Source organism: Bacillus sp. X1(2014), from assembly GCF_007678255.1.
In genome coordinates, this window is the sequence record NZ_VEED01000008.1 from 52,841 (window position 1) to 70,450 (window position 17,610).

Genomic DNA, 17,610 nt, shown 5'->3' on the forward strand with positions numbered 1-17,610 from the left:
GAAGACTAGAAGAAATTGTCATCAAAAAGGCGATGAGGACCAAATCCCTTTTGAAGACTAGAAAAGTTGTCCTCATAAAGGCAATGAAGACCCAATTCCTTTGAAAAACTAACGAAAGTAATCATCATAATGAAAAAGCTGGCCACCTTCCATGACGGAAGGTGGTTCTGTGTCGAGAAATGTCGTTTCATTTTTCTGAAAATTGCATTGACTAGAGTCTAAAGATATAGTAATTTATATATAACAATATATAACGTTATATAAAGTTGTATATTGTTTAAAGGGTTTATTGGTGTTCATTCACTAAAATATTTTATCAGGGAGGCAACAAAAATGACGACTGAATTAGTAGTTGACGTTAAAAATCAAGTGCAACAAGCTTTAGCAGAGGTGGAAAAAAGAGAGATTACTAACGTATTCTTTGTAGCATGCGGAGGCTCTTCTGCAATCATGTATCCAAGTAAGTATGTCATTGACCGTGAAGCGAAAGTTCTTGATTCCCACCTGTATAGTGCAAATGAATTTATCCATCGCAATCATGCGAAACTTGGAAGCGGTTCCTTGGTTATCCTGTGCTCTCATTCAGGTACCACACCAGAAACAGTAGAAGCAGCAAAATTTGCTAGATCAAAAGGGGCATTGGCTGTTTCTTTAACAAATGAGGAAGGATCACCATTGGCACAAGCTTCAGATGTCGTATTGAAGTATCAATGGGGCGAAAAAGCAAGCGCTTTCACAACTAATTATTCCGTCCTATATCAACTAGTATTTGGTGTCCTAAAAGTAGTTGAAAATAATGAAAAAGTTAATTTAGTAGAAGAAAGCCTCGAGAACCTACAAAATGTTTACGAAAAAGCAGCAGCACTCTATCAATCAAAAGCTGAAGCATTTGGACAACAATATAAAGATGAAAAAATTATCTATACAATGGCGAGCGGTGCAAATTATGGTGTTGCCTACTCTTATGCAATTTGTATCCTCATGGAAATGCAATGGGTTCATTCACATGCCATTCACGCAGGTGAATACTTCCATGGACCATTTGAAATTATTGATGAAGAAACACCTTTCATTATTCTGCTTGGTTTAGACGAAACAAGATATTTAGAAGAAAGAGCATTAGAATTCTCTAAGCGTTATGGCAAGAAATTAGTTGTCCTTGATGCAAAAGACTTTGATTTCACAGGTGTAGCAGAGGAAGTACAAGGATACATTGCTCCATTAGTCTTAAATTACGTTTTAAGGAAATATGCGGATCAGCTGGCTGAAGCACGAAATCACCCGCTATCAAAAAGAAGATATATGTGGACAGTTGAATACTAAACCAAGGTTAACTTGTTAAAATCCGCTACTTTATCATAGAAACGGATCTTCTGGAGGGGAAAATTAATGAAGAAGTTATTGATTTTAAGTATTATTTCTATCCTTTTTCTATCCTTTTTTGCTGGCTGTTCTAAGAGTTCTAGTTCAACGAATGGAAAAGATGTCGTTGAGCTTAAATTCTTCCACCGCTGGCCCAATCAACCTAAAAAGCAATACTTTGAAAAGGCTGTGGCAGAGTTTGAAAAGGCACATCCAAATATTAAAATTAAAACAGAAGCCGTATTAAACGATTCTTATAAAGAAAAGATTCGCGTGGTTTTAGGCTCAAGTACCCCTCCAGATGTATTCTTTTCTTGGAGCGGAGAATTTGCTTATAACTTCGCACGTCAGGGACAATCACTAGATTTAACTAATTATGTTAATGAAGATAAAACTTGGTCGGATCAAATTATTGCCTCCCAGTTTAACGCGTTCACATTAGATAGTAAAATTTATGGGATTCCATGGTCCACTGATGGTAAAGCATTCTTTTATAATAAGAAAATTTTCAAAGATTTAAATCTTGAGGTTCCGACAACATGGTCCCAGCTAATTGATGTCTCTAAAAAGGTAAAGGCCGCTGGACTGACTCCAATCACTTTTGGTAGTAAAGCACCTTGGACGATTTCCCATTATATTGGAACATTGAATCAATTAATGGTCCCGCAGGACGTTCTTACGAAAGACTATGATCCAAAAAATCCGGAGGGTGATTATTCGCACCCAGGTTATGTAAAGGCATTAGAAAAGTTCATGGAGCTTAAGTCTTACTTCAATAAAGGCGTAAACTCTGTCGACCATGAATATTCTCGTGAGTTATTTAATAGTGGTAAAGCAGCAATTGGTTTCTTCCAACTTGCAGAAATTGGGTTAATTGAACCATCATTAAAAGAAGATTTAGGTGTATTTAATGTACCAGGCGTAGAAGGCGGAGAAGGAAATGCCAACTCCATCACAGCAGCACCAGAAGGAATTATGATTTCTTCTAAAACAAAGCATCCGAAAGAAGCAATGGAATTTGTTAAATTCTTAACTTCAAAGGAAAAAGGTACAGAACAATTAAAAGAAGTTAGTGAATACAGTGCAGTTAAAGGAACAACAACTGAAGCGAATGCATCTAAACTTCAGCAAGATGCAATCAATTTAATTGTTAATGCTGAGCAGACGTATTTATGGTTTGATACAGCAGTAGATATTAAAATTGTCGATGCATATTTAAATGGGACTCAACTAATGTTAGACGGAAAGAAAAGTCCAGAAGATGTAATGAAAGATGTCAGAGCAGCAGCAAAAGAAGTGAAGGCGTCTGCAAAATAATAGGAAGCCAGAAAGGTGGTTGCAAGTTGACCACCTTTTTTCCAAAGATACGCCTTTTAAAAAAGGGGAGTTATTATGCAAAATACAAACAAGTGGTTACCATACCTTTATATTACACCTTGCTTAATCTTTTTGGCCCTTTTTGTTTATTATCCGATTGTTGAAAACTTTTTTTATAGTTTCTATGATTTCTCAGCTTTTTCAGTAGAAAAGACTTTTGTTGGATTCGAAAATTTCCTTAATCTTTTTAAAGATGAAGTTTTTTATATAGCTTTAAAAAATAACCTCTGGTATGCATTGATTTCTATCATATTTCAAGTATTTGGCGGCCTGATTCTAGCAGCGATCCTTGAAGATAAACTTATCCGGCTCGTAAGTGGATTGTTCCGGACCGTATTTTTTCTTCCAGTTGTTATCTCAATGACGGTTATCGCTTTACTGTTTACGTTTGTTTATAATCCGGATATCGGAATCTTAAATGGGCTATTAAATATGTTAGGTCTTGAAAATTTAACAAGAGCTTGGCTGGGAGAATCTGAAACGGCGATTTTCGCTGTAATCGCAGTCTCTCAGTGGCAAAGTATTGGTTATATTATGATGTTATTTATTGTCGCAATTCAAAATATCCCTCAAGAATTATATGAGGCTGCAGAGATCGATGGAGCAGGTAAAATTAGGAAGTTCTTCTCTATTACCATTCCTCAAGTAAAAGAGATGTTCTTTGTTACTACACTTATTACGTTAACTGGTGCTTTTACCGTGTTTAATGAGCCATATATTTTGACTGGAGGCGGACCTGGTAACTCTAGTGAAGTTTTAGGAACATTACTCTATCATTCAGCTTTCGGTAAAGACCAAATGGGTTATGCATCTGCTGTGGCTACTGTGATTTTGATTATTACCTTAATTGTATCCTTGGTTCAGTTGAAAGTATTCAAAACAGGAAAGGATGTTTAGAGTGGAGACAAGCAAAGTTATGGACTACCATCATTCAATCCCGATCACTTCAAAGTTTAAGAAGCAAAAGACAGTTGTTAAAAGTCTTCCAATACTTACTATCCTAATCTTATATTTTGTGGTCATTGCTTATCCACTTTTTTGGATGGTGATCAATTCTTTTAAGTCAACATCGGAGATCTTTTCCAGCAGTTGGGCACTACCTAAGGAATGGATGTTTTCTAATTATACGGAGGCATGGAATACAGGGATATCCGGCTATTTTGTTAATAGTCTAATTGTTACAGTTACTACCTGCTTCCTAACAGTATTAATTAGTGCACTTGGCGCTTATAGTTTATCGAGGTTTGAATTTAAAGGGAAGAATATTCTATTAGTGTTCTGCATGGGCGGAATGATGCTCTCCCCGCAAGTAAGTTTAGTACCTCTATACAAACTCATTCAATTATTAGGAATTCATGATACGTATTTTGCGATGATCTTTCCCTATGTAGCCTATCGCATTCCCATTACGATCCTTTTGATTCGTGCTGCTTTTCTTGAGGTACCTAAAGAGCTGGAAGAATCTGCCTTTCTGGATGGGTGTAATACATGGTCCATTTTTACAAAAATCTTTGTTCCTTTAAATAAGCCAATTCTACTTACGGCGGTTGTACTAACTGCGTATTATACCTGGAACGAGTTTATGTTTGCCTTAATTTTTGTGGATTCTGATGCGCTGAAAACCATTCCTGCAGGATTAATGCAATTCCGGGATGCACTCCAAACCAATTGGGGAGTTCTGATGGCAGGCTTAATGATTTCTGCTTTGCCGATTATTCTCTTATTTATGTTCATGCAAAAGTATTTTATTCGAGGGTTATCATCAGGTAGTGTGAAAGGATAAGGAGGAGAGGAAATAATGAAGATTATTGGAATAGGTGATAGTGTTGTTGACATTTACCAGGATCGGAACGAAATGTTTCCTGGTGGAAATGCTTTAAATGTTGCCGTTTTAGCCAAACAAAGTGGAGCGGAGGCCGCTGCTTTTATTGGGATTGTTGGAACGGATGTTGAAGGTGACCATATCTTAGATTCTTTAACCAAGAACATAGTAGATACCAGTCATGTTAGAAGAGCGGTTGGTGAAAGCGGGAAGGCCTATGTTGACCTAAATGTGGATGGAGACCGAATCTTTGTCAAATCCAATAAAGGTGGTGTACAAGCTAAACTCAAGCTGAATTTAGCGGCGGATGACTATGAATATATTAAATCGTTTGATTTAGTACATACAAGTCTATATAGTCATTTAGATGAGGAATTGCCTCTTCTTAAACAATATTTACCTATTTCTTATGATTTCTCTAACCATTTTACAAATGAACTATTAGAAAAGGTTTGCCCACATATCCAATTTGCATTTATTTCAGGAAGTGATTTTACAGAAGTAGAACTAGAAGAGTTATTTCTTAAAATACATGAACTTGGAACCCCGTCTATCATTATCACCAGAGGTTCAAAAGGCGTAGTCATGTCCCATAATAACAAACGTTACAAACAGGGGATTGAAGAAGCAAATGTCATTGATACATTAGGTGCAGGGGATTCTTTCATTGCTGGGTATTTAACTAATTACTTTAATGGGGTTTCCATTGAAGAATCATTAAAGACGGCTGCACAAATTGCTGCAAGAACATGTGAAGTAAATGGAGCATTTGGGCATGGAAAACAGTTAACTTTTTAGTTGAAAAAGGAATGTTTGGGGTTTGGTTAAAGCCCGAGCATTCCTTTTAATTTTTTGGATATGTTAAAGCTTATTGTTTATTTTGGCACCCTGTTGATTGGAGCGATGTGCCTGGAGCGGAAATCAATAGGCAAGTTTAACAGTGCCAATTTTTTAGGTAGTGATTGTGAGTGCTATCATATTTGTTGGAGTCTTGAAATTTGAAGTATGTATCGGGACTCCAGTTTCATCGAAAACAGTCTTATCAATATTGAATAATGTCTCTCCGATTTCACAGTCCAAATATTCTGCCTCCAATACAGAAGCTGGTATGACCGTAATGATTTTTTTACTGGAACCAGACTTAATATTGATGTGGTAGATATCTTTCAAAACCTCATACGTTGATTCATGTTCAGTGAAGTGTGTCATTAAATTTGGAAAGCGCTCTAAGGAGTAATGGGCTATATCAAGTACATATGGCTGTTGATCAATCGACATAATTCTGACCAACTTTAGGACAGGGGAATCAATGCTGATTTGCAGTGCATCAGCAATTTCCGGAGTTGCTTTCATCTCTTCACAAGCAAGAATTCGCTTGGATGGATTTTTTCCAATTTGCTTACTGAAATCTGTAAATCCATCAATAGAAACCAATTCCCTTGTGATTCTGGTTCTTGTTACAAAAGTTCCCTTCCCTTGCTTTCGCTCTAAAAAACCTTCATCAGCTAAATCTTGAATCGCTCTTCTTACGGTAATTCGGCTGACACCATACAAATCGCATAATTCCGATTCATTAGGCAGTCTATCTCCAGATTTATATTCCCCTTGATCAATGGCTTCCTTCAGAATTTGTTTTAACTGGTCATATAAAGGTGTTGAACTAGAGTTGTTTAATTTCATTTTGTAAAGTTCCTTTCAAGGAAATAGGTCATTATATAATATTGTATAATGAATACGCGTTCAGTGTATAGTGGAGAATTGCAAGTTATCATATTTATAAGATTTTGGATAATTTCCTTTTTCATAACGTAGAGATTTGGTTCAGTTAACTTTGATTAAACGATTATTTTCATTTAAACTAAGTAACAAATGTAGAAGTGTGTGTGGTGGAATAAATGGGAAATCAAGTAGAACAAACATATGAAATAATGGAGGTCTGTTTACTGGCGGGGAAAATCATGCTCCAAAGCGGAGCCGAGACTTATCGTGTCGAGGATACAATGATGCGGATGGCGGCTGCCTTTGGTATTGATCATACGCATAGTTATGTGACCCCAACTGGAATCATTTTTTCAGCAGAGGGGTCAGAACCGACAAAGACCAAGCTGATTAGAATCTCAGAACGATCAACAGACTTGAAAAAAGTTTCGATGGTTAATAGCATTTCTAGAAGAATTAGCAGTGGTGAAATCAATCTGAAAGAGGCCTGGGAGCACTTAAAAGAAATTGATTCTCTCAATGTAACCTTTCCCTTTATGATCCAAGTGGCTGCCGCCTCATTAGCTAGCGGTTGTTTTATGATCATGTTTGAAGGCGGGTGGAATGATTTTATTCCGTCGATGATTTCAGGAGGAATGGGATATCTTAGTTTCGTCTATTTTCATCGATTTGTCCCGATCAAGTTCTTCTCGGAGTTTTTAGCATCATTTGTGATTGGCTTACTTTCTTTTTTGTTTGTCCAAATGGGGATTGGTCAACAATTGGATAAAATCATTATCGGCTCCGTGATGACGTTAGTTCCAGGTTTACTAGTGACCAATGCGATCAGAGACTTAATGGCGGGTCATCTAGTTTCGGGATTATCTAAGGGTGCAGAAGCATTTCTGACTGCGTTCGCGATTGGAGCAGGGATTGCCGTCGTATTATCTTTTTTATGAAATGAGGTGGATTTACCATGGCTGTTCTTGCACAAGCAATCACCAGTTTTATTGCAACAGGTGCCTTTGGAATTCTTTTTAATGCACCGAAGGAATCACTTATCAAGTGCGGGTTGATCGGAATGGGTGGATGGTTAATTTATTTCCTCCTGGAAGACTACACGGATAATGCCATTTTAGCAACATTGGCCGCGACTATTTTTATAGCCGTACTCAGTCAGGAACTAGCAAAGTTTTATAAAACTCCAGTGATCATTTTTAGTGTAGCTGGGATTATTCCGCTCGTACCGGGAGGCCTGGCCTATGATGCGATGCGGAATTTTGTAGAGAACGATTATTATTCAGCAATTACTTTGGCTGCAAAAGTTTTCATGCTTGCGGGGTCAATTGCCTTCGGACTAGTTTTCTCTGAGGTAATTAATCAAATAACGAAAAAATTTAGACAACATAAGATGAAGGCCTAATAAAATTCCCTTTTAGTAATAACTAAAGGGGATTTTATTTAAGAAAAAATTAAGATTCAATTGGTATCATCAATTGGAAAATGTTTTCCTTTATTGCCTTGAACTATTTTAGTAGGTAATATAGTAGTATATTACTAGGATCTTTAGCAAAGACTAATACAAGGAATGGTACAATCATTTATGAAAAAAATATTAATTGCTATTATTGTTGTCTTCATATTAGTTATCAGTGGTATAACGGTATTTAAGGTAAAGTTTGACCGTCCAGCAACAGCACAAGTCACAGAGGCTGCATCATTAAAAATACGGACACTTGCACTCTTTTCCAAAGAGGCTCCAAAGGTGCCTGATAGTATCAAACTGGATGTGCCGTTAATCAATCAAATGGACGCACCAAGACTCTATAATGGCTGTGAGATAACCAGCCTGGCGATGATTCTTAACTATCACGGAATTGAAGCGACCAAAAATGAGTTAGCTAACAAGGTGAAAACTGTCCCATTAACTTATAGTAACGGGAAAAAGGGAAATCCTAATGCAGGGTTTGTCGGCGATATGGCGAATGGTCCAGGACTAGGGGTTTATAATGGTCCCATATTCGAACTCGCACAAAAATACGTTGGTGATCGGGCAGTTAATTTAACTAATCATTCATTTGATGAAGTTTTAGAAGAAGTAGGTCAAGGATTACCAGTCTGGATTATCACTACATCAAGCTTCGCACCTGTATCTGTTTTTCAGACATGGGATACTCCGCAGGGGAAAATCGATATTACCTTTAGTGAGCATAGTGTTGTAATTACGGGATACGATGAAAAGTATATTTATATTAACAATCCTTATGGGGAAAAAAATCAGAAATTAAATCGTGCTAGTTTTATTAAAGCTTGGGAGCAAATGGGTAAACAAGCGATTGTTATTAAGAAGTAAGAAAAAGGCCTGATGTTGAATCAGGCCTTTCATTCTGGAGATTTCTTGGTCTCTAAAATGGGCGAAGGCAGAGGAATGAATATCCCTCTGCCTTCTTTGTTGAATTCATAAAGAATTCTTATCGTAACTTGTGAGTGGTTGCATTTCTTGTTGTCAACATCGCAAGTAAAAACTTATATAATAATCATTGTTTGTAAAAACAAGTTTGCCGCGGTTATTTTTCCACCTGAAGGTTTTATACCTAAACGACGTAAGCCCTACCTCTCTTACATCCTAACGGCTCCGAAGCCGATCCAGTGTGAATAAGTTTTTATTTTAAAACATAAGCAGAATGCCAGAAAAAATTCTTACTTTGCGTTATCTAATATATTACAAGTTACATAAATGTGAAGCACAAATAATTATAATACAGTAATATGGTGTTGTTGTCAACTGTTTTTGTTTAAAGGAATATCGAGCGAAATAGTAGAAATAGTATTCTATAACAAGTGGAACGGGGGGTTAGCGATGATATTTTTTCGGCGATTGTTTCTTACGGCAGCAAAGTATCGGTACCGGACGGTGTTGTTAGTAACAACGTTTTATATTTTTATAAATGCTGTAGTTATGAAAGTACTTGAACCAGAAACATTTGAAAGCACCTTCCATGCCGTTTGGTGGATACTAACAACAATGACCACAGTAGGCTACGGAGACGTGTACCCTGCGACACAATTAGGTAGAATTTGGGCGATGGTCATCGTCTATACAGCGGGAATTGGGCTTTTCGGTGTTGTTATTGGGATGATCGTTGATGCTGTATCACAGTACAAACGGATGAAGGAGGAAGGAAGAATGACTTTTAGGGGAGAAGATCATTATGTCGTGATCGGCTGGACCGCCAAAAGTAAAAACACAATTAAGGAGCTATTTATTGGTGATACCAAAACAGAAGTCGTGTTAATTGATGAATTAGAGAAGACACCATATGAACATGAAAGGTTTCTCTATATTCAGGGGAGTCCAACGGATGAGGATACCTTAAAAAGGGCCAAAATTGAAAGTTCGAAAGCGGTACTGCTTTTTGCTCCGGATGGTATAGAAAACCCCGATTTAGCAGATGGAAAAACGCTTTTAATCGCCTCCTCCATTGAGCTCTATGATGAAGGGACGGAAAAGAATATTTATACGATTGCAGAGATACTAAATGAAAAGCATGTCGGAAACTTCAAACATGTCAAGATTGATGAATTTATTCTTTCCCATGAATCGGTGTCTAACCTGATGGCAAAATCTGCTCAGACTAAAGGGGCCAGCCATTTGTTTACACAATTATTAAGTCGTAAAGATGGGGATGGAGGAAGTGATTTATGGGAAGTGGAAATAAACTCTGACTGGAAGACGTACGGAGATGCTTATGAGTCCCTCAAGAAAAAAGGTGCCCAGTTGATTGCTGATCGAAGTGATTTAAATATTTTAAAAAAATGGAGCGAACCCATACCTAAAGAAGCACGGTTGTTTGTAATCTGCGATAAGAATACATATCATTCACTTTAAAACAAAAGGCTGTTTAAAAGGTTATGTTGAATTTGGCACACTGTTGACCTTCGTTTCAGGCACGAAGACTCCTGCGGGAGTACGGGGCAGGGGTGACCCCGCAGGAGCAAAGCGACGAGGAGGCTCCCCGGCACGCCCGCGGAAAGCGAAGTGCCTGGAACGGAAATCAACAGACAAGTTTAATACAGCCAAGCAAAAAAACGCATCCTCGAGATGCGTTTTTTAGTAGGTTAGACAGCCGGCAATAACGATACCGATCGAAACAGAAAGTAACATAAGAAAAAGCCCAACTGCCTGATTATCTTCCTCGATGCTTTGACTGACATTAAATCGAGGTGTCAGCCATTCAGCCAGGTAAAAGACTACAATCTGAGCAACAATTCCGATTCCTCCCCATACCGCCATATCCATAAGTGAAATGGAATTAGCAGCAGTAGAATACAAGACAATAGCAAGCCCAAGAAGTCTTCCGCCCAGGACATAACTCGCTGCTTTATTTCCTTTCGCCATTAAGGAAAACTCCTTGACCTTAGTGGTTACTTCCATAAGAATCAGTCCTACGAATAAAAGCCCAATTGAAATGGCTAAATATAATAAGAAATTTGTCATCTACATTCCCCCCTGTTTTTGAATACCTACTGGTAAAAAATAAGATTCATTCCCTGTAATTCTTCCGCCGGCACGAATGCCGATACAACTAGCTTTACCTGCAATAAGAAATGATCCAAACACTAATGAAAGTTCTTCGATTCCCTTTTCCGTTTCCAGTGAAACAGTTGGGAGATGGACATATTGTTGAAATACTGATATTTCTTCCTTATAAGTTTGGAAGGTATTTTGAGCAGATACCTTGGATTGTTGGTCCCAAATCGTTACCGTGTCTCCTTCTCTTCCGAAGGTTGGTTTTTGAACATAGGTGCTCTTCCCGAAAAATTGATCCGCTTCAAAATACGTAGGAAGCATATACTCCTTAATCCATGCCTGCTCTTCCGTTGTAAAATAGGCACCCTGTTCCGCTAACCCCCAAATTAAGCATTGGATTGACTTTGGCTGCAGTAAAAAGGCAGAGACAGGATTTAACATTGACAGTTTCTCTGCCTTTATCAGGTGTAATAATTCGATTCCAACCGAATCTCCTGTTATTGGGTCCCGATCGTTAACAAGATGTTCAAGTGGATAGGTTTGGCGATATAATACATCAATTGGGTAATCCTCCTCATCAACAAGGACACCGTCTATCATTCGAAGTGCGGATAATGGTATGGTCCGATTGTTTACCTGACACAACTTACTTAAATATTGAATGGTATTCCAGTCTTCAATATGGTCAGAATGGGCTGTGAACACAACGTTAGGGTCTCGTTTTCCTTTCGCTGCTTCGAGCACTGCACGTGTGATTCCGGAAGAAAGCAGACGTTCCCCTCCTCTATTTGGATCCAGGTAACCCAATTCCTCACAAACCTGACCGTTCATATGAAAACACTCGACAATAAATGTCGGTGTATCACTGTTGAATTCCAGCAATTTAAAACTATTATCGGTCAATACAAAATCGAACCTGCCAATAATCGTTTCGGGGTAGAGATTTTTCAATCTCAAAAATGGGAGACTCACCGGTGGAAACCCAAATTCAAGGAGTTGGTCATCTGTAAGACTCCGTAATAGGCGGGCAGTTTTGAAAAAAACGGTTCCCATTCGTTCCGTTGCTTCATGTAAAAGCTTAGAGGTTTGTTCAGAGATAGAATAAACATGATATAGGCTGTACTCGCCCTCATATAAATCAGACCAAAAGGCTGGAAATTTTGAATAAAACCTTTTTCGCTTCTCGGCATATTGTGACATATTTATCCTCCAAATCCACCCTTAGAGCCACTGCCGAATCCACTTTTAAAGCTCGATGAGGATTTGTATGACTTATATGCCGAGGATTTCAAGAGTGAAGATTTATTGCGATAATAACTTCCTCCATAAAAATAATGACCGTAATGGGACGAATGGGTATCATCACATTGCCAAACTCCTTGATCATCGTCCCAGTCCCAGTCGCGGCAGCTGCTGTCGTCTGGCTTGGGCGGGCGATCGCTTGAACAGCCAGAAAGGGTGCCAGCTATGAGGGAAGTGATGACGCCAGTCACTAACCATTGGGTTTTCTTCACCATTTCACGCTCCTTTTTTTATTTGATAATCTAATTATAAAAGCAAACCTTAGGAAAACAATGGTAAAATGAAAAGAAAATGAAAGAGTGATGACATTTGAGGTTGGAATATCGAAAGGATGACGAGTACCAAAAGTTTCCTGCCCTTTGGAACTATCAACACTTAACGGTAAGTGAGATTGTAGCAAGAATGTCGTGTGAATATTTCGTAAAAGAAGGAGAAACGTATGTGGTAACGGCCACTGCCATCGATCCTGATGGAACGAATGTCCTTTATGTAAAAAAAGAAAATTCCTACACGGATGTCACGGAGCGAAATTATTCACATATAGGTTTTGAGGTAAGAGAGCTTCAAAGAAACGGGTCTGTTCTTATCGAGCAAAAGGAAGTGTGGAATCATGAAGAAGTGCTGACTCTTCTTCACTCCGATATTATTTACATCCAAAGGGATGGTAGTTGGTTGGAATTCAACCTAGATTCAAGAGAGATTGATGAAGATCGAAAATGTTATATTTATTATGGGAGTTTTACAGGGAAAACACGGTAGAGTCGGTTGGTTTATTTTTTTGGTATAGTAGTAGGGAAGTATAGACGAAAGGTGAGGTACCATGATCGAATTATTGCCACTCATGCTTGAACGTGTTGGTATTCTTATCATTGTAGCGTTTCTTCTCTCACGGATGAAATCATTCCGTCAAATTATAAATAATGAACACGGAATTACCGCTAAAGCAGCGATGATTGCAATTTTCGGTGCCTTCGGAGTCATCAGCAACTACACGGGTGTAGAGATAGGACATGGGACGATTACTTCCCAGGACTGGCTGACAAATATGGACAATGAAAGTGCCATTGCTAATACTAGGATTATGGGAGTAACAATTGGTGGTTTACTTGGCGGACCTATTGTTGGTATTGGGGTCGGCTTAATTGCTGGCATCCATCGCTTGACCTTAGGAGGGTTTACAGCTGAGGCGTGTGCCTTATCCACGCTTATGGCGGGGGTTGTCACGGGTTTTTTAAGCAAAAGGTTTAAGATTCAAGAAGGAAATTCTCCATGGAAGGCCGTAATCATGGGAATATTCATGGAATGTGCACAGATGGGGATTATTCTTTTAATAGCACGACCATATAACGAGGCTATGAATCTAGTTGAGGTCATTGCCCTCCCAATGATTGCTATTAATGGCTTCGGAACCCTGCTTTTTGTGTTAATTATACAGGAGATTCTGCAAGAGCAAGAGCGAATGAGGGCACTTCAAACACATAAAGCTTTGTATATTGCCAATCAAACACTTCCCTTCTTCAGACAGGGGTTAAATGTGGATTCGTGTACAAAAGCAGCCGAGATTATTCTTAATTGGACCAATGCCGATGCCATTTCAATTACAGATCAGACCCATGTCCTTGCACATGTTGGTACAGGCTCAGATCATCATATTCCTTCAGGAAACATGGCAACGGAATTAACTAAAACGGTGCTGGAACAAGGGAGAATCACGATTGCAAAGTCTGCGCACGAAATTCAATGTTTTGATCCACAATGCCCTTTGCAGGCGGCCATTGTATTACCACTAAAGATTCATACTAAAACGGTAGGGACATTAAAGTTGTATTTCACTGATTCTAGTAAACTTGACAGGGTTGAACAAGAGTTGGCAGAAGGTTTGAGCAACCTATTTTCAGTCCAATTAGAAATGGCTGAATTGGAAATACAGAGAAGATTATTAAAAGATGCGGAGATCAAGGCTTTGCAAGCACAAGTCCATCCACATTTCTTATTTAACGCCATTAATACCATTTCAAGCCTAATTCGAACAGATGCGGATAAAGCCAGGGGTTTATTAATCAAACTTAGTACATTCTTCCGAAGTAATCTTCAGGGGGCTAGGCAAATGCTGATACCGCTTGAAAAAGAACTTGAACATGTTGAGGCTTACCTAACCATTGAACAAGCACGCTTTCCAGACCGTTATCATGTTGAATTGGATATTGCACCAGCGTTAAAAAGGGTGCTCGTTCCACCATTTACCCTGCAGCCATTAGTTGAAAATGCGATTCGTTATGCATTTCCAAAAGCAAAGAGTGGGACAGTATTAGTCCGTGCCATTCAGGAAGGGGAGAACATGGTCCTTCTTACTGAAGATAATGGAAAAGGAATCTCACCAGAGCTGCTTGGTACCCTGGGGAACCAAACAGTAGATTCTTCTGCTGGAACAGGAACAGCACTTTGGAATATCAAAAAGCGAATCGAAGAAATTTATGGTCAAACTGCTTCATTTCAAATAGAAAGCAACTTGAATAAAGGAACGAAAGTATCAATTACACTACCGTTAACACAACAACAAAAAGTGGGGTGAGGATGTTGTTAAAAGCCTTTGTTGTGGATGATGAACCGTTAGCAAGAGATGAATTGGCCTATCTTCTCAAACGAAGCAAACAGATTGAGATCGTAGGGGAATCGGATGGTGTTGAAAGCGCGTTAGAAAAAATAAGTAACCTCGACCTGGATGTGATTTTTTTAGATATCCAGCTCGCTGATGAAAGTGGTATCGAAATTGCTGCACATATAAATAGACTTGATCATCCTCCATTCATTGTCTTTGCGACGGCATTTGATGAATATGCCCTTCAAGCTTTTGAATTAAATGCTGTTGACTATATCTTAAAACCTTTTGAAGAAAAGAGAGTCTTACAAACGATTGAGAAGTTGTATAAGCTAATAGAAAATCACAAACAAGCGATTCCTTTTTTTAATCAGAGACATAATTTTGGAAACGAGAGGCCAGAAAAGCTCGCTATCACAATTGATGAAAAAATTGTAATCGTAAACATTAGTGACATACACTATATTGGTACAAATGAGGGGAAAACAGTCATTGCAATAGAGAATACAAAATACTCTGTCAGTGATTCGCTTGTCACTTTCGAAAGAAAGTTGCAGCATTCATCCATTATTCGTGTCCACCGCGCCTATTTAGTTAATGTCGATGCTATCGTCGAGATTGAGCCGTGGTTTAATTCTACCTACAACTTAATTATGAAGGATGGAGAAAAGGTTCCAGTAAGCAGAACCTATACAAAAGAGTTAAAGCAGCTTCTTGGTTTTTAAGAAGCTGTTTTTTGCATTTCATTCTATTATTCTTGTTTTTCATCCTTTAAAACTTGCATTTTAGGATGAAAACCTTATGTTAACGTTTTCTTTCGGTATGATAGTGATAAGAGAAAAAGGATGTAGGAGGATGAAGTTAAATGAATGCGGTTTCAATTGTAATCGGCTCAATTTGTATTTTAATGATTGCTTATCGCTTATACGGGACATTCATGGCAGCAAAGGTATTAAAATTAGATGATTCAAAGCCGACGCCGGCACATGAATTAAACGATGGAAAGGACTATGTTCCAACCAATAAATGGGTAACATTTGGTCATCACTTTGCCGCCATCGCTGCAGCAGGACCACTTGTCGGTCCCATCCTTGCAGCGCAATTTGGATACTTGCCTGGTTTATTATGGCTCTTAATTGGGGCAGTGATTGGCGGAGCAGTCCATGATGCAGTTGTCCTATTTGCATCAATGAGGAAAAAAGGAAAATCCTTATCAGAAGTTGCGAAAGACGAGCTGGGGCCTGTTGCGGGTTTTTGTACGGGTCTTGCGATGCTTTTCATTATTACCATCACAATGGCAGGTCTTTCTATGGTTGTTCTTCATGCACTTGAACACAATCCATGGGGAACTTTCTCAGTGGGAATTACCATTCCAATTGCGATGTTGGTAGGAATTGCTTATAAAAAAACTGGCAACTTAAAATTAACATCCACAGTCGGATTTATTCTCGTAATGGTTGGCGTTTTTGTTGGTCCGTCCATTCAAGGTACGGTATTAGGTGATTGGCTGACATTAGATACAAAAACATTAGCTATTATTCTACCGATTTATGCGTTTTTTGCAGCGGCCTTACCAGTATGGCTTTTACTTGCGCCACGTGATTATTTAAGCAGCTTTATGAAAATTGGCGTATTTATTGCCCTGATCATCGGGGTATTCATCATCAATCCTGCGATTGAGATGCCTGCTTTCACAAAATTCACATCTGGCGGCGGGCCAGTATTAGGCGGACCTGTTTGGCCATTTATCTCTATCACAATTGCTTGTGGGGCGATCTCTGGTTTCCATGCTTTCGTAGGTTCGGGAACTACTCCAAAAATGCTTGATCGTTGGTCTGATATTAAGGTTGTAGGTTTTGGCGCGATGCTAGTAGAGTGTGTGGTTGGTATTATGGCATTGATTGCGGCAACAGCCCTTCAGCCTGCGGATTACTTTGCCATTAACTCGACACCTGAAGTATTTAAGACACTTGGTATGCAGGTGCAGGAGCTTCCAAAACTTGCTGATGAAATTGGGATTAATCTTGAAGGCAGAACAGGTGGTGCCGTAACATTAGCGGTAGGTATGACCTATATCTTCACTGGCATTCCATGGTTTGCAAAGCTATCATCATACTTCTTCCAGTTTGTTATTATGTTCGAAGCGGTATTTATTCTAACTGCCATCGACTCAGGAACTCGTGTTGCTCGTTATTTAATCCAAGACTTTTTCGGGGAATTCTATAAGCCGTTGAAGAAGACAGATTGGCTTCCAGGATCTATTTTTGCAAGTGCATTAGCATGTTTTATGTGGGGATACCTGCTCTTCTCTGGGGATATTGGTTCTGTTTGGGCATTGTTTGGTGTTTCCAATCAACTAATGGCATCGATTGGCTTAATTGTCGGTGCGACAGTGATTCTGAGTATTGCAGACAAACGCCGTTACATGCTAACCTGCTTGATCCCGCTAGCGTATCTCTTTGTTACTGTAAACTATGCTGGTTACTGGATGGTGAAAAATGTTTATCTCAATCAGGCAGCCGCAGGTTATAGTGTTTTAAACGGGGTATTGTCGATCATTATGTTATTACTGGGTATGATTATTATGATCACAGCTATTAAGAAATGGATTAGTATGTGGAATTCACCTCGAGTCAAGCTGGAAAGTAAGATTGCTTAAACAAAATGAAACCGATGATTTCGTAAGATTACGAAGTCATCGGTTTTTTTGTGTAAATAAAACAGAACGGTCTGAAATTAAAAGTTACTTTATTATACTTGTATAGTAGAAGCTTTTAACCTTAGTATATAAAATCGGAAAGAAAGCACTGTATTTTCCATGGTATTATTTTCAAATAATTATATTTTTCTAAAAATATTGCTTTTTTACGAAATTAATTATATTATTTCGATATATAATTTTTTATTTCGATATACAAT

The 17,610-nt window shown here is 38.6% G+C and carries 18 protein-coding genes; 14 read left to right on the plus strand and 4 right to left on the minus strand.

The window, feature by feature from the left end; all coding sequences use genetic code 11:
- Positions 1-333: 333 nt before the first annotated feature.
- The 5 genes from FS608_RS15955 (at position 334) to FS608_RS15975 (ending at position 5,359) form a co-directional block, all read left to right on the plus strand.
- Complete coding sequence (locus FS608_RS15955; protein ID WP_144552721.1) at positions 334-1,323, plus strand: SIS domain-containing protein; 990 nt, start codon at positions 334-336, stop codon at positions 1,321-1,323.
- 66 nt (positions 1,324-1,389) lie between these two features.
- Positions 1,390-2,679, plus strand: a complete 1,290-nt coding sequence (locus FS608_RS15960) for an ABC transporter substrate-binding protein (RefSeq protein WP_144552723.1) — start codon at positions 1,390-1,392, stop codon at positions 2,677-2,679.
- 75 nt (positions 2,680-2,754) lie between these two features.
- The gene (locus FS608_RS15965) at positions 2,755-3,636 is read left to right on the plus strand and encodes a carbohydrate ABC transporter permease (protein WP_144552725.1); all 882 of its coding nucleotides are present in this window, start codon (positions 2,755-2,757) and stop codon (positions 3,634-3,636) included.
- A gap of 19 nt (positions 3,637-3,655) precedes the next feature.
- Positions 3,656-4,522: a carbohydrate ABC transporter permease gene (locus FS608_RS15970; RefSeq protein ID WP_144553076.1), complete on the plus strand. Its 867-nt coding sequence runs from the start codon at positions 3,656-3,658 to the stop codon at positions 4,520-4,522.
- Between the two features lie 15 nt (positions 4,523-4,537).
- Positions 4,538-5,359, plus strand: a complete 822-nt coding sequence (locus tag FS608_RS15975; RefSeq protein ID WP_144552727.1) for a PfkB family carbohydrate kinase — start codon at positions 4,538-4,540, stop codon at positions 5,357-5,359.
- Between the two features lie 153 nt (positions 5,360-5,512).
- Here FS608_RS15975 and FS608_RS15980 read toward each other — a convergent pair whose 3' ends face one another.
- A complete protein-coding gene (locus FS608_RS15980) occupies positions 5,513-6,241 on the minus strand; it encodes a UTRA domain-containing protein (protein WP_144552729.1) in 729 nt (242 codons plus the stop codon).
- A gap of 215 nt (positions 6,242-6,456) precedes the next feature.
- On the opposite strand from FS608_RS15980, the gene FS608_RS15985 reads away from it, so the two are divergent.
- The 5 genes from FS608_RS15985 to FS608_RS30830 all read left to right on the plus strand — a co-directional run bounded on the left by FS608_RS15985 (position 6,457) and on the right by FS608_RS30830 (position 10,374).
- Positions 6,457-7,218: a threonine/serine exporter family protein gene (locus tag FS608_RS15985; RefSeq protein WP_144552731.1), complete on the plus strand. Its 762-nt coding sequence runs from the start codon at positions 6,457-6,459 to the stop codon at positions 7,216-7,218.
- Positions 7,219-7,235: 17 nt separating this feature from the next.
- On the plus strand, positions 7,236-7,682 hold the full coding sequence (locus tag FS608_RS15990; protein ID WP_144552733.1) for a threonine/serine exporter family protein: 447 nt from the start codon (positions 7,236-7,238) through the stop codon (positions 7,680-7,682).
- 180 nt (positions 7,683-7,862) lie between these two features.
- Entirely contained in the window at positions 7,863-8,612 is a 750-nt protein-coding gene (locus FS608_RS15995; protein WP_144552735.1) for a C39 family peptidase, read from the plus strand.
- A 507-nt stretch (positions 8,613-9,119) separates the two neighbouring features.
- A complete protein-coding gene (locus FS608_RS16000) occupies positions 9,120-10,148 on the plus strand; it encodes an ion channel (RefSeq protein ID WP_144552737.1) in 1,029 nt (342 codons plus the stop codon).
- Positions 10,149-10,191: 43 nt separating this feature from the next.
- Positions 10,192-10,374 (plus strand): hypothetical protein, encoded by a 183-nt coding sequence (locus FS608_RS30830; protein WP_144552739.1) that lies wholly within the window; start codon positions 10,192-10,194, stop codon positions 10,372-10,374.
- On the opposite strand, the gene FS608_RS16010 is transcribed toward FS608_RS30830, so the two are convergent.
- Genes FS608_RS16010 through FS608_RS16020 form a run of 3 tightly spaced genes read right to left on the minus strand, consistent with a single transcriptional unit; the run spans position 10,371 to position 12,307 of the window.
- Positions 10,371-10,757, minus strand: a complete 387-nt coding sequence (locus FS608_RS16010) for a DUF350 domain-containing protein (RefSeq protein ID WP_144552741.1) — start codon at positions 10,755-10,757, stop codon at positions 10,371-10,373. The genes FS608_RS30830 and FS608_RS16010 overlap by 4 nt on opposite strands.
- Positions 10,758-11,990, minus strand: coding sequence for a glutathionylspermidine synthase family protein (locus FS608_RS16015; protein WP_144552743.1), 1,233 nt, complete (start codon positions 11,988-11,990; stop codon positions 10,758-10,760). It abuts the gene before it with no gap.
- A 2-nt stretch (positions 11,991-11,992) separates the two neighbouring features.
- A complete protein-coding gene (locus FS608_RS16020; protein ID WP_395947783.1) occupies positions 11,993-12,307 on the minus strand; it encodes a hypothetical protein in 315 nt (104 codons plus the stop codon).
- A gap of 94 nt (positions 12,308-12,401) precedes the next feature.
- Here FS608_RS16020 and FS608_RS16025 point away from each other — a divergent pair, with 94 nt between their 5' ends.
- The 4 genes from FS608_RS16025 (at position 12,402) to cstA (ending at position 17,350) form a co-directional block, all read left to right on the plus strand.
- A complete protein-coding gene (locus FS608_RS16025) occupies positions 12,402-12,851 on the plus strand; it encodes a hypothetical protein (protein ID WP_144552745.1) in 450 nt (149 codons plus the stop codon).
- A gap of 61 nt (positions 12,852-12,912) precedes the next feature.
- Entirely contained in the window at positions 12,913-14,664 is a 1,752-nt protein-coding gene (locus FS608_RS16030) for a sensor histidine kinase (RefSeq protein WP_144552747.1), read from the plus strand.
- Between the two features lie 5 nt (positions 14,665-14,669).
- Positions 14,670-15,416 carry a LytR/AlgR family response regulator transcription factor gene (locus FS608_RS16035; protein WP_144553080.1) on the plus strand — a complete coding sequence of 249 codons (747 nt, stop codon included), beginning with the start codon at positions 14,670-14,672 and terminating at the stop codon, positions 15,414-15,416.
- A gap of 140 nt (positions 15,417-15,556) precedes the next feature.
- Positions 15,557-17,350, plus strand: a complete 1,794-nt coding sequence (gene cstA, locus FS608_RS16040; RefSeq protein ID WP_144552749.1) for a carbon starvation protein CstA — start codon at positions 15,557-15,559, stop codon at positions 17,348-17,350.
- Positions 17,351-17,610: the final 260 nt, after the last annotated feature.

Coding starts and splice junctions, on each gene's coding strand:
- FS608_RS15955 (WP_144552721.1), top strand. CDS start 334: ATGACGACTGAATTAGTAGTTGACGTTAAAAATCAAGTGCAACAAGCT.
- FS608_RS15960 (WP_144552723.1), top strand. CDS start 1,390: ATGAAGAAGTTATTGATTTTAAGTATTATTTCTATCCTTTTTCTATCC.
- FS608_RS15965 (WP_144552725.1), top strand. CDS start 2,755: ATGCAAAATACAAACAAGTGGTTACCATACCTTTATATTACACCTTGC.
- FS608_RS15970 (WP_144553076.1), top strand. CDS start 3,656: ATGGACTACCATCATTCAATCCCGATCACTTCAAAGTTTAAGAAGCAA.
- FS608_RS15975 (WP_144552727.1), top strand. CDS start 4,538: ATGAAGATTATTGGAATAGGTGATAGTGTTGTTGACATTTACCAGGAT.
- FS608_RS15980 (WP_144552729.1), bottom strand. CDS start 6,241: ATGAAATTAAACAACTCTAGTTCAACACCTTTATATGACCAGTTAAAA.
- FS608_RS15985 (WP_144552731.1), top strand. CDS start 6,457: ATGGGAAATCAAGTAGAACAAACATATGAAATAATGGAGGTCTGTTTA.
- FS608_RS15990 (WP_144552733.1), top strand. CDS start 7,236: ATGGCTGTTCTTGCACAAGCAATCACCAGTTTTATTGCAACAGGTGCC.
- FS608_RS15995 (WP_144552735.1), top strand. CDS start 7,863: ATGAAAAAAATATTAATTGCTATTATTGTTGTCTTCATATTAGTTATC.
- FS608_RS16000 (WP_144552737.1), top strand. CDS start 9,120: ATGATATTTTTTCGGCGATTGTTTCTTACGGCAGCAAAGTATCGGTAC.
- FS608_RS16010 (WP_144552741.1), bottom strand. CDS start 10,757: ATGACAAATTTCTTATTATATTTAGCCATTTCAATTGGGCTTTTATTC.
- FS608_RS16015 (WP_144552743.1), bottom strand. CDS start 11,990: ATGTCACAATATGCCGAGAAGCGAAAAAGGTTTTATTCAAAATTTCCA.
- FS608_RS16020 (WP_395947783.1), bottom strand. CDS start 12,307: ATGGTGAAGAAAACCCAATGGTTAGTGACTGGCGTCATCACTTCCCTC.
- FS608_RS16030 (WP_144552747.1), top strand. CDS start 12,913: ATGATCGAATTATTGCCACTCATGCTTGAACGTGTTGGTATTCTTATC.
- cstA (WP_144552749.1), top strand. CDS start 15,557: ATGAATGCGGTTTCAATTGTAATCGGCTCAATTTGTATTTTAATGATT.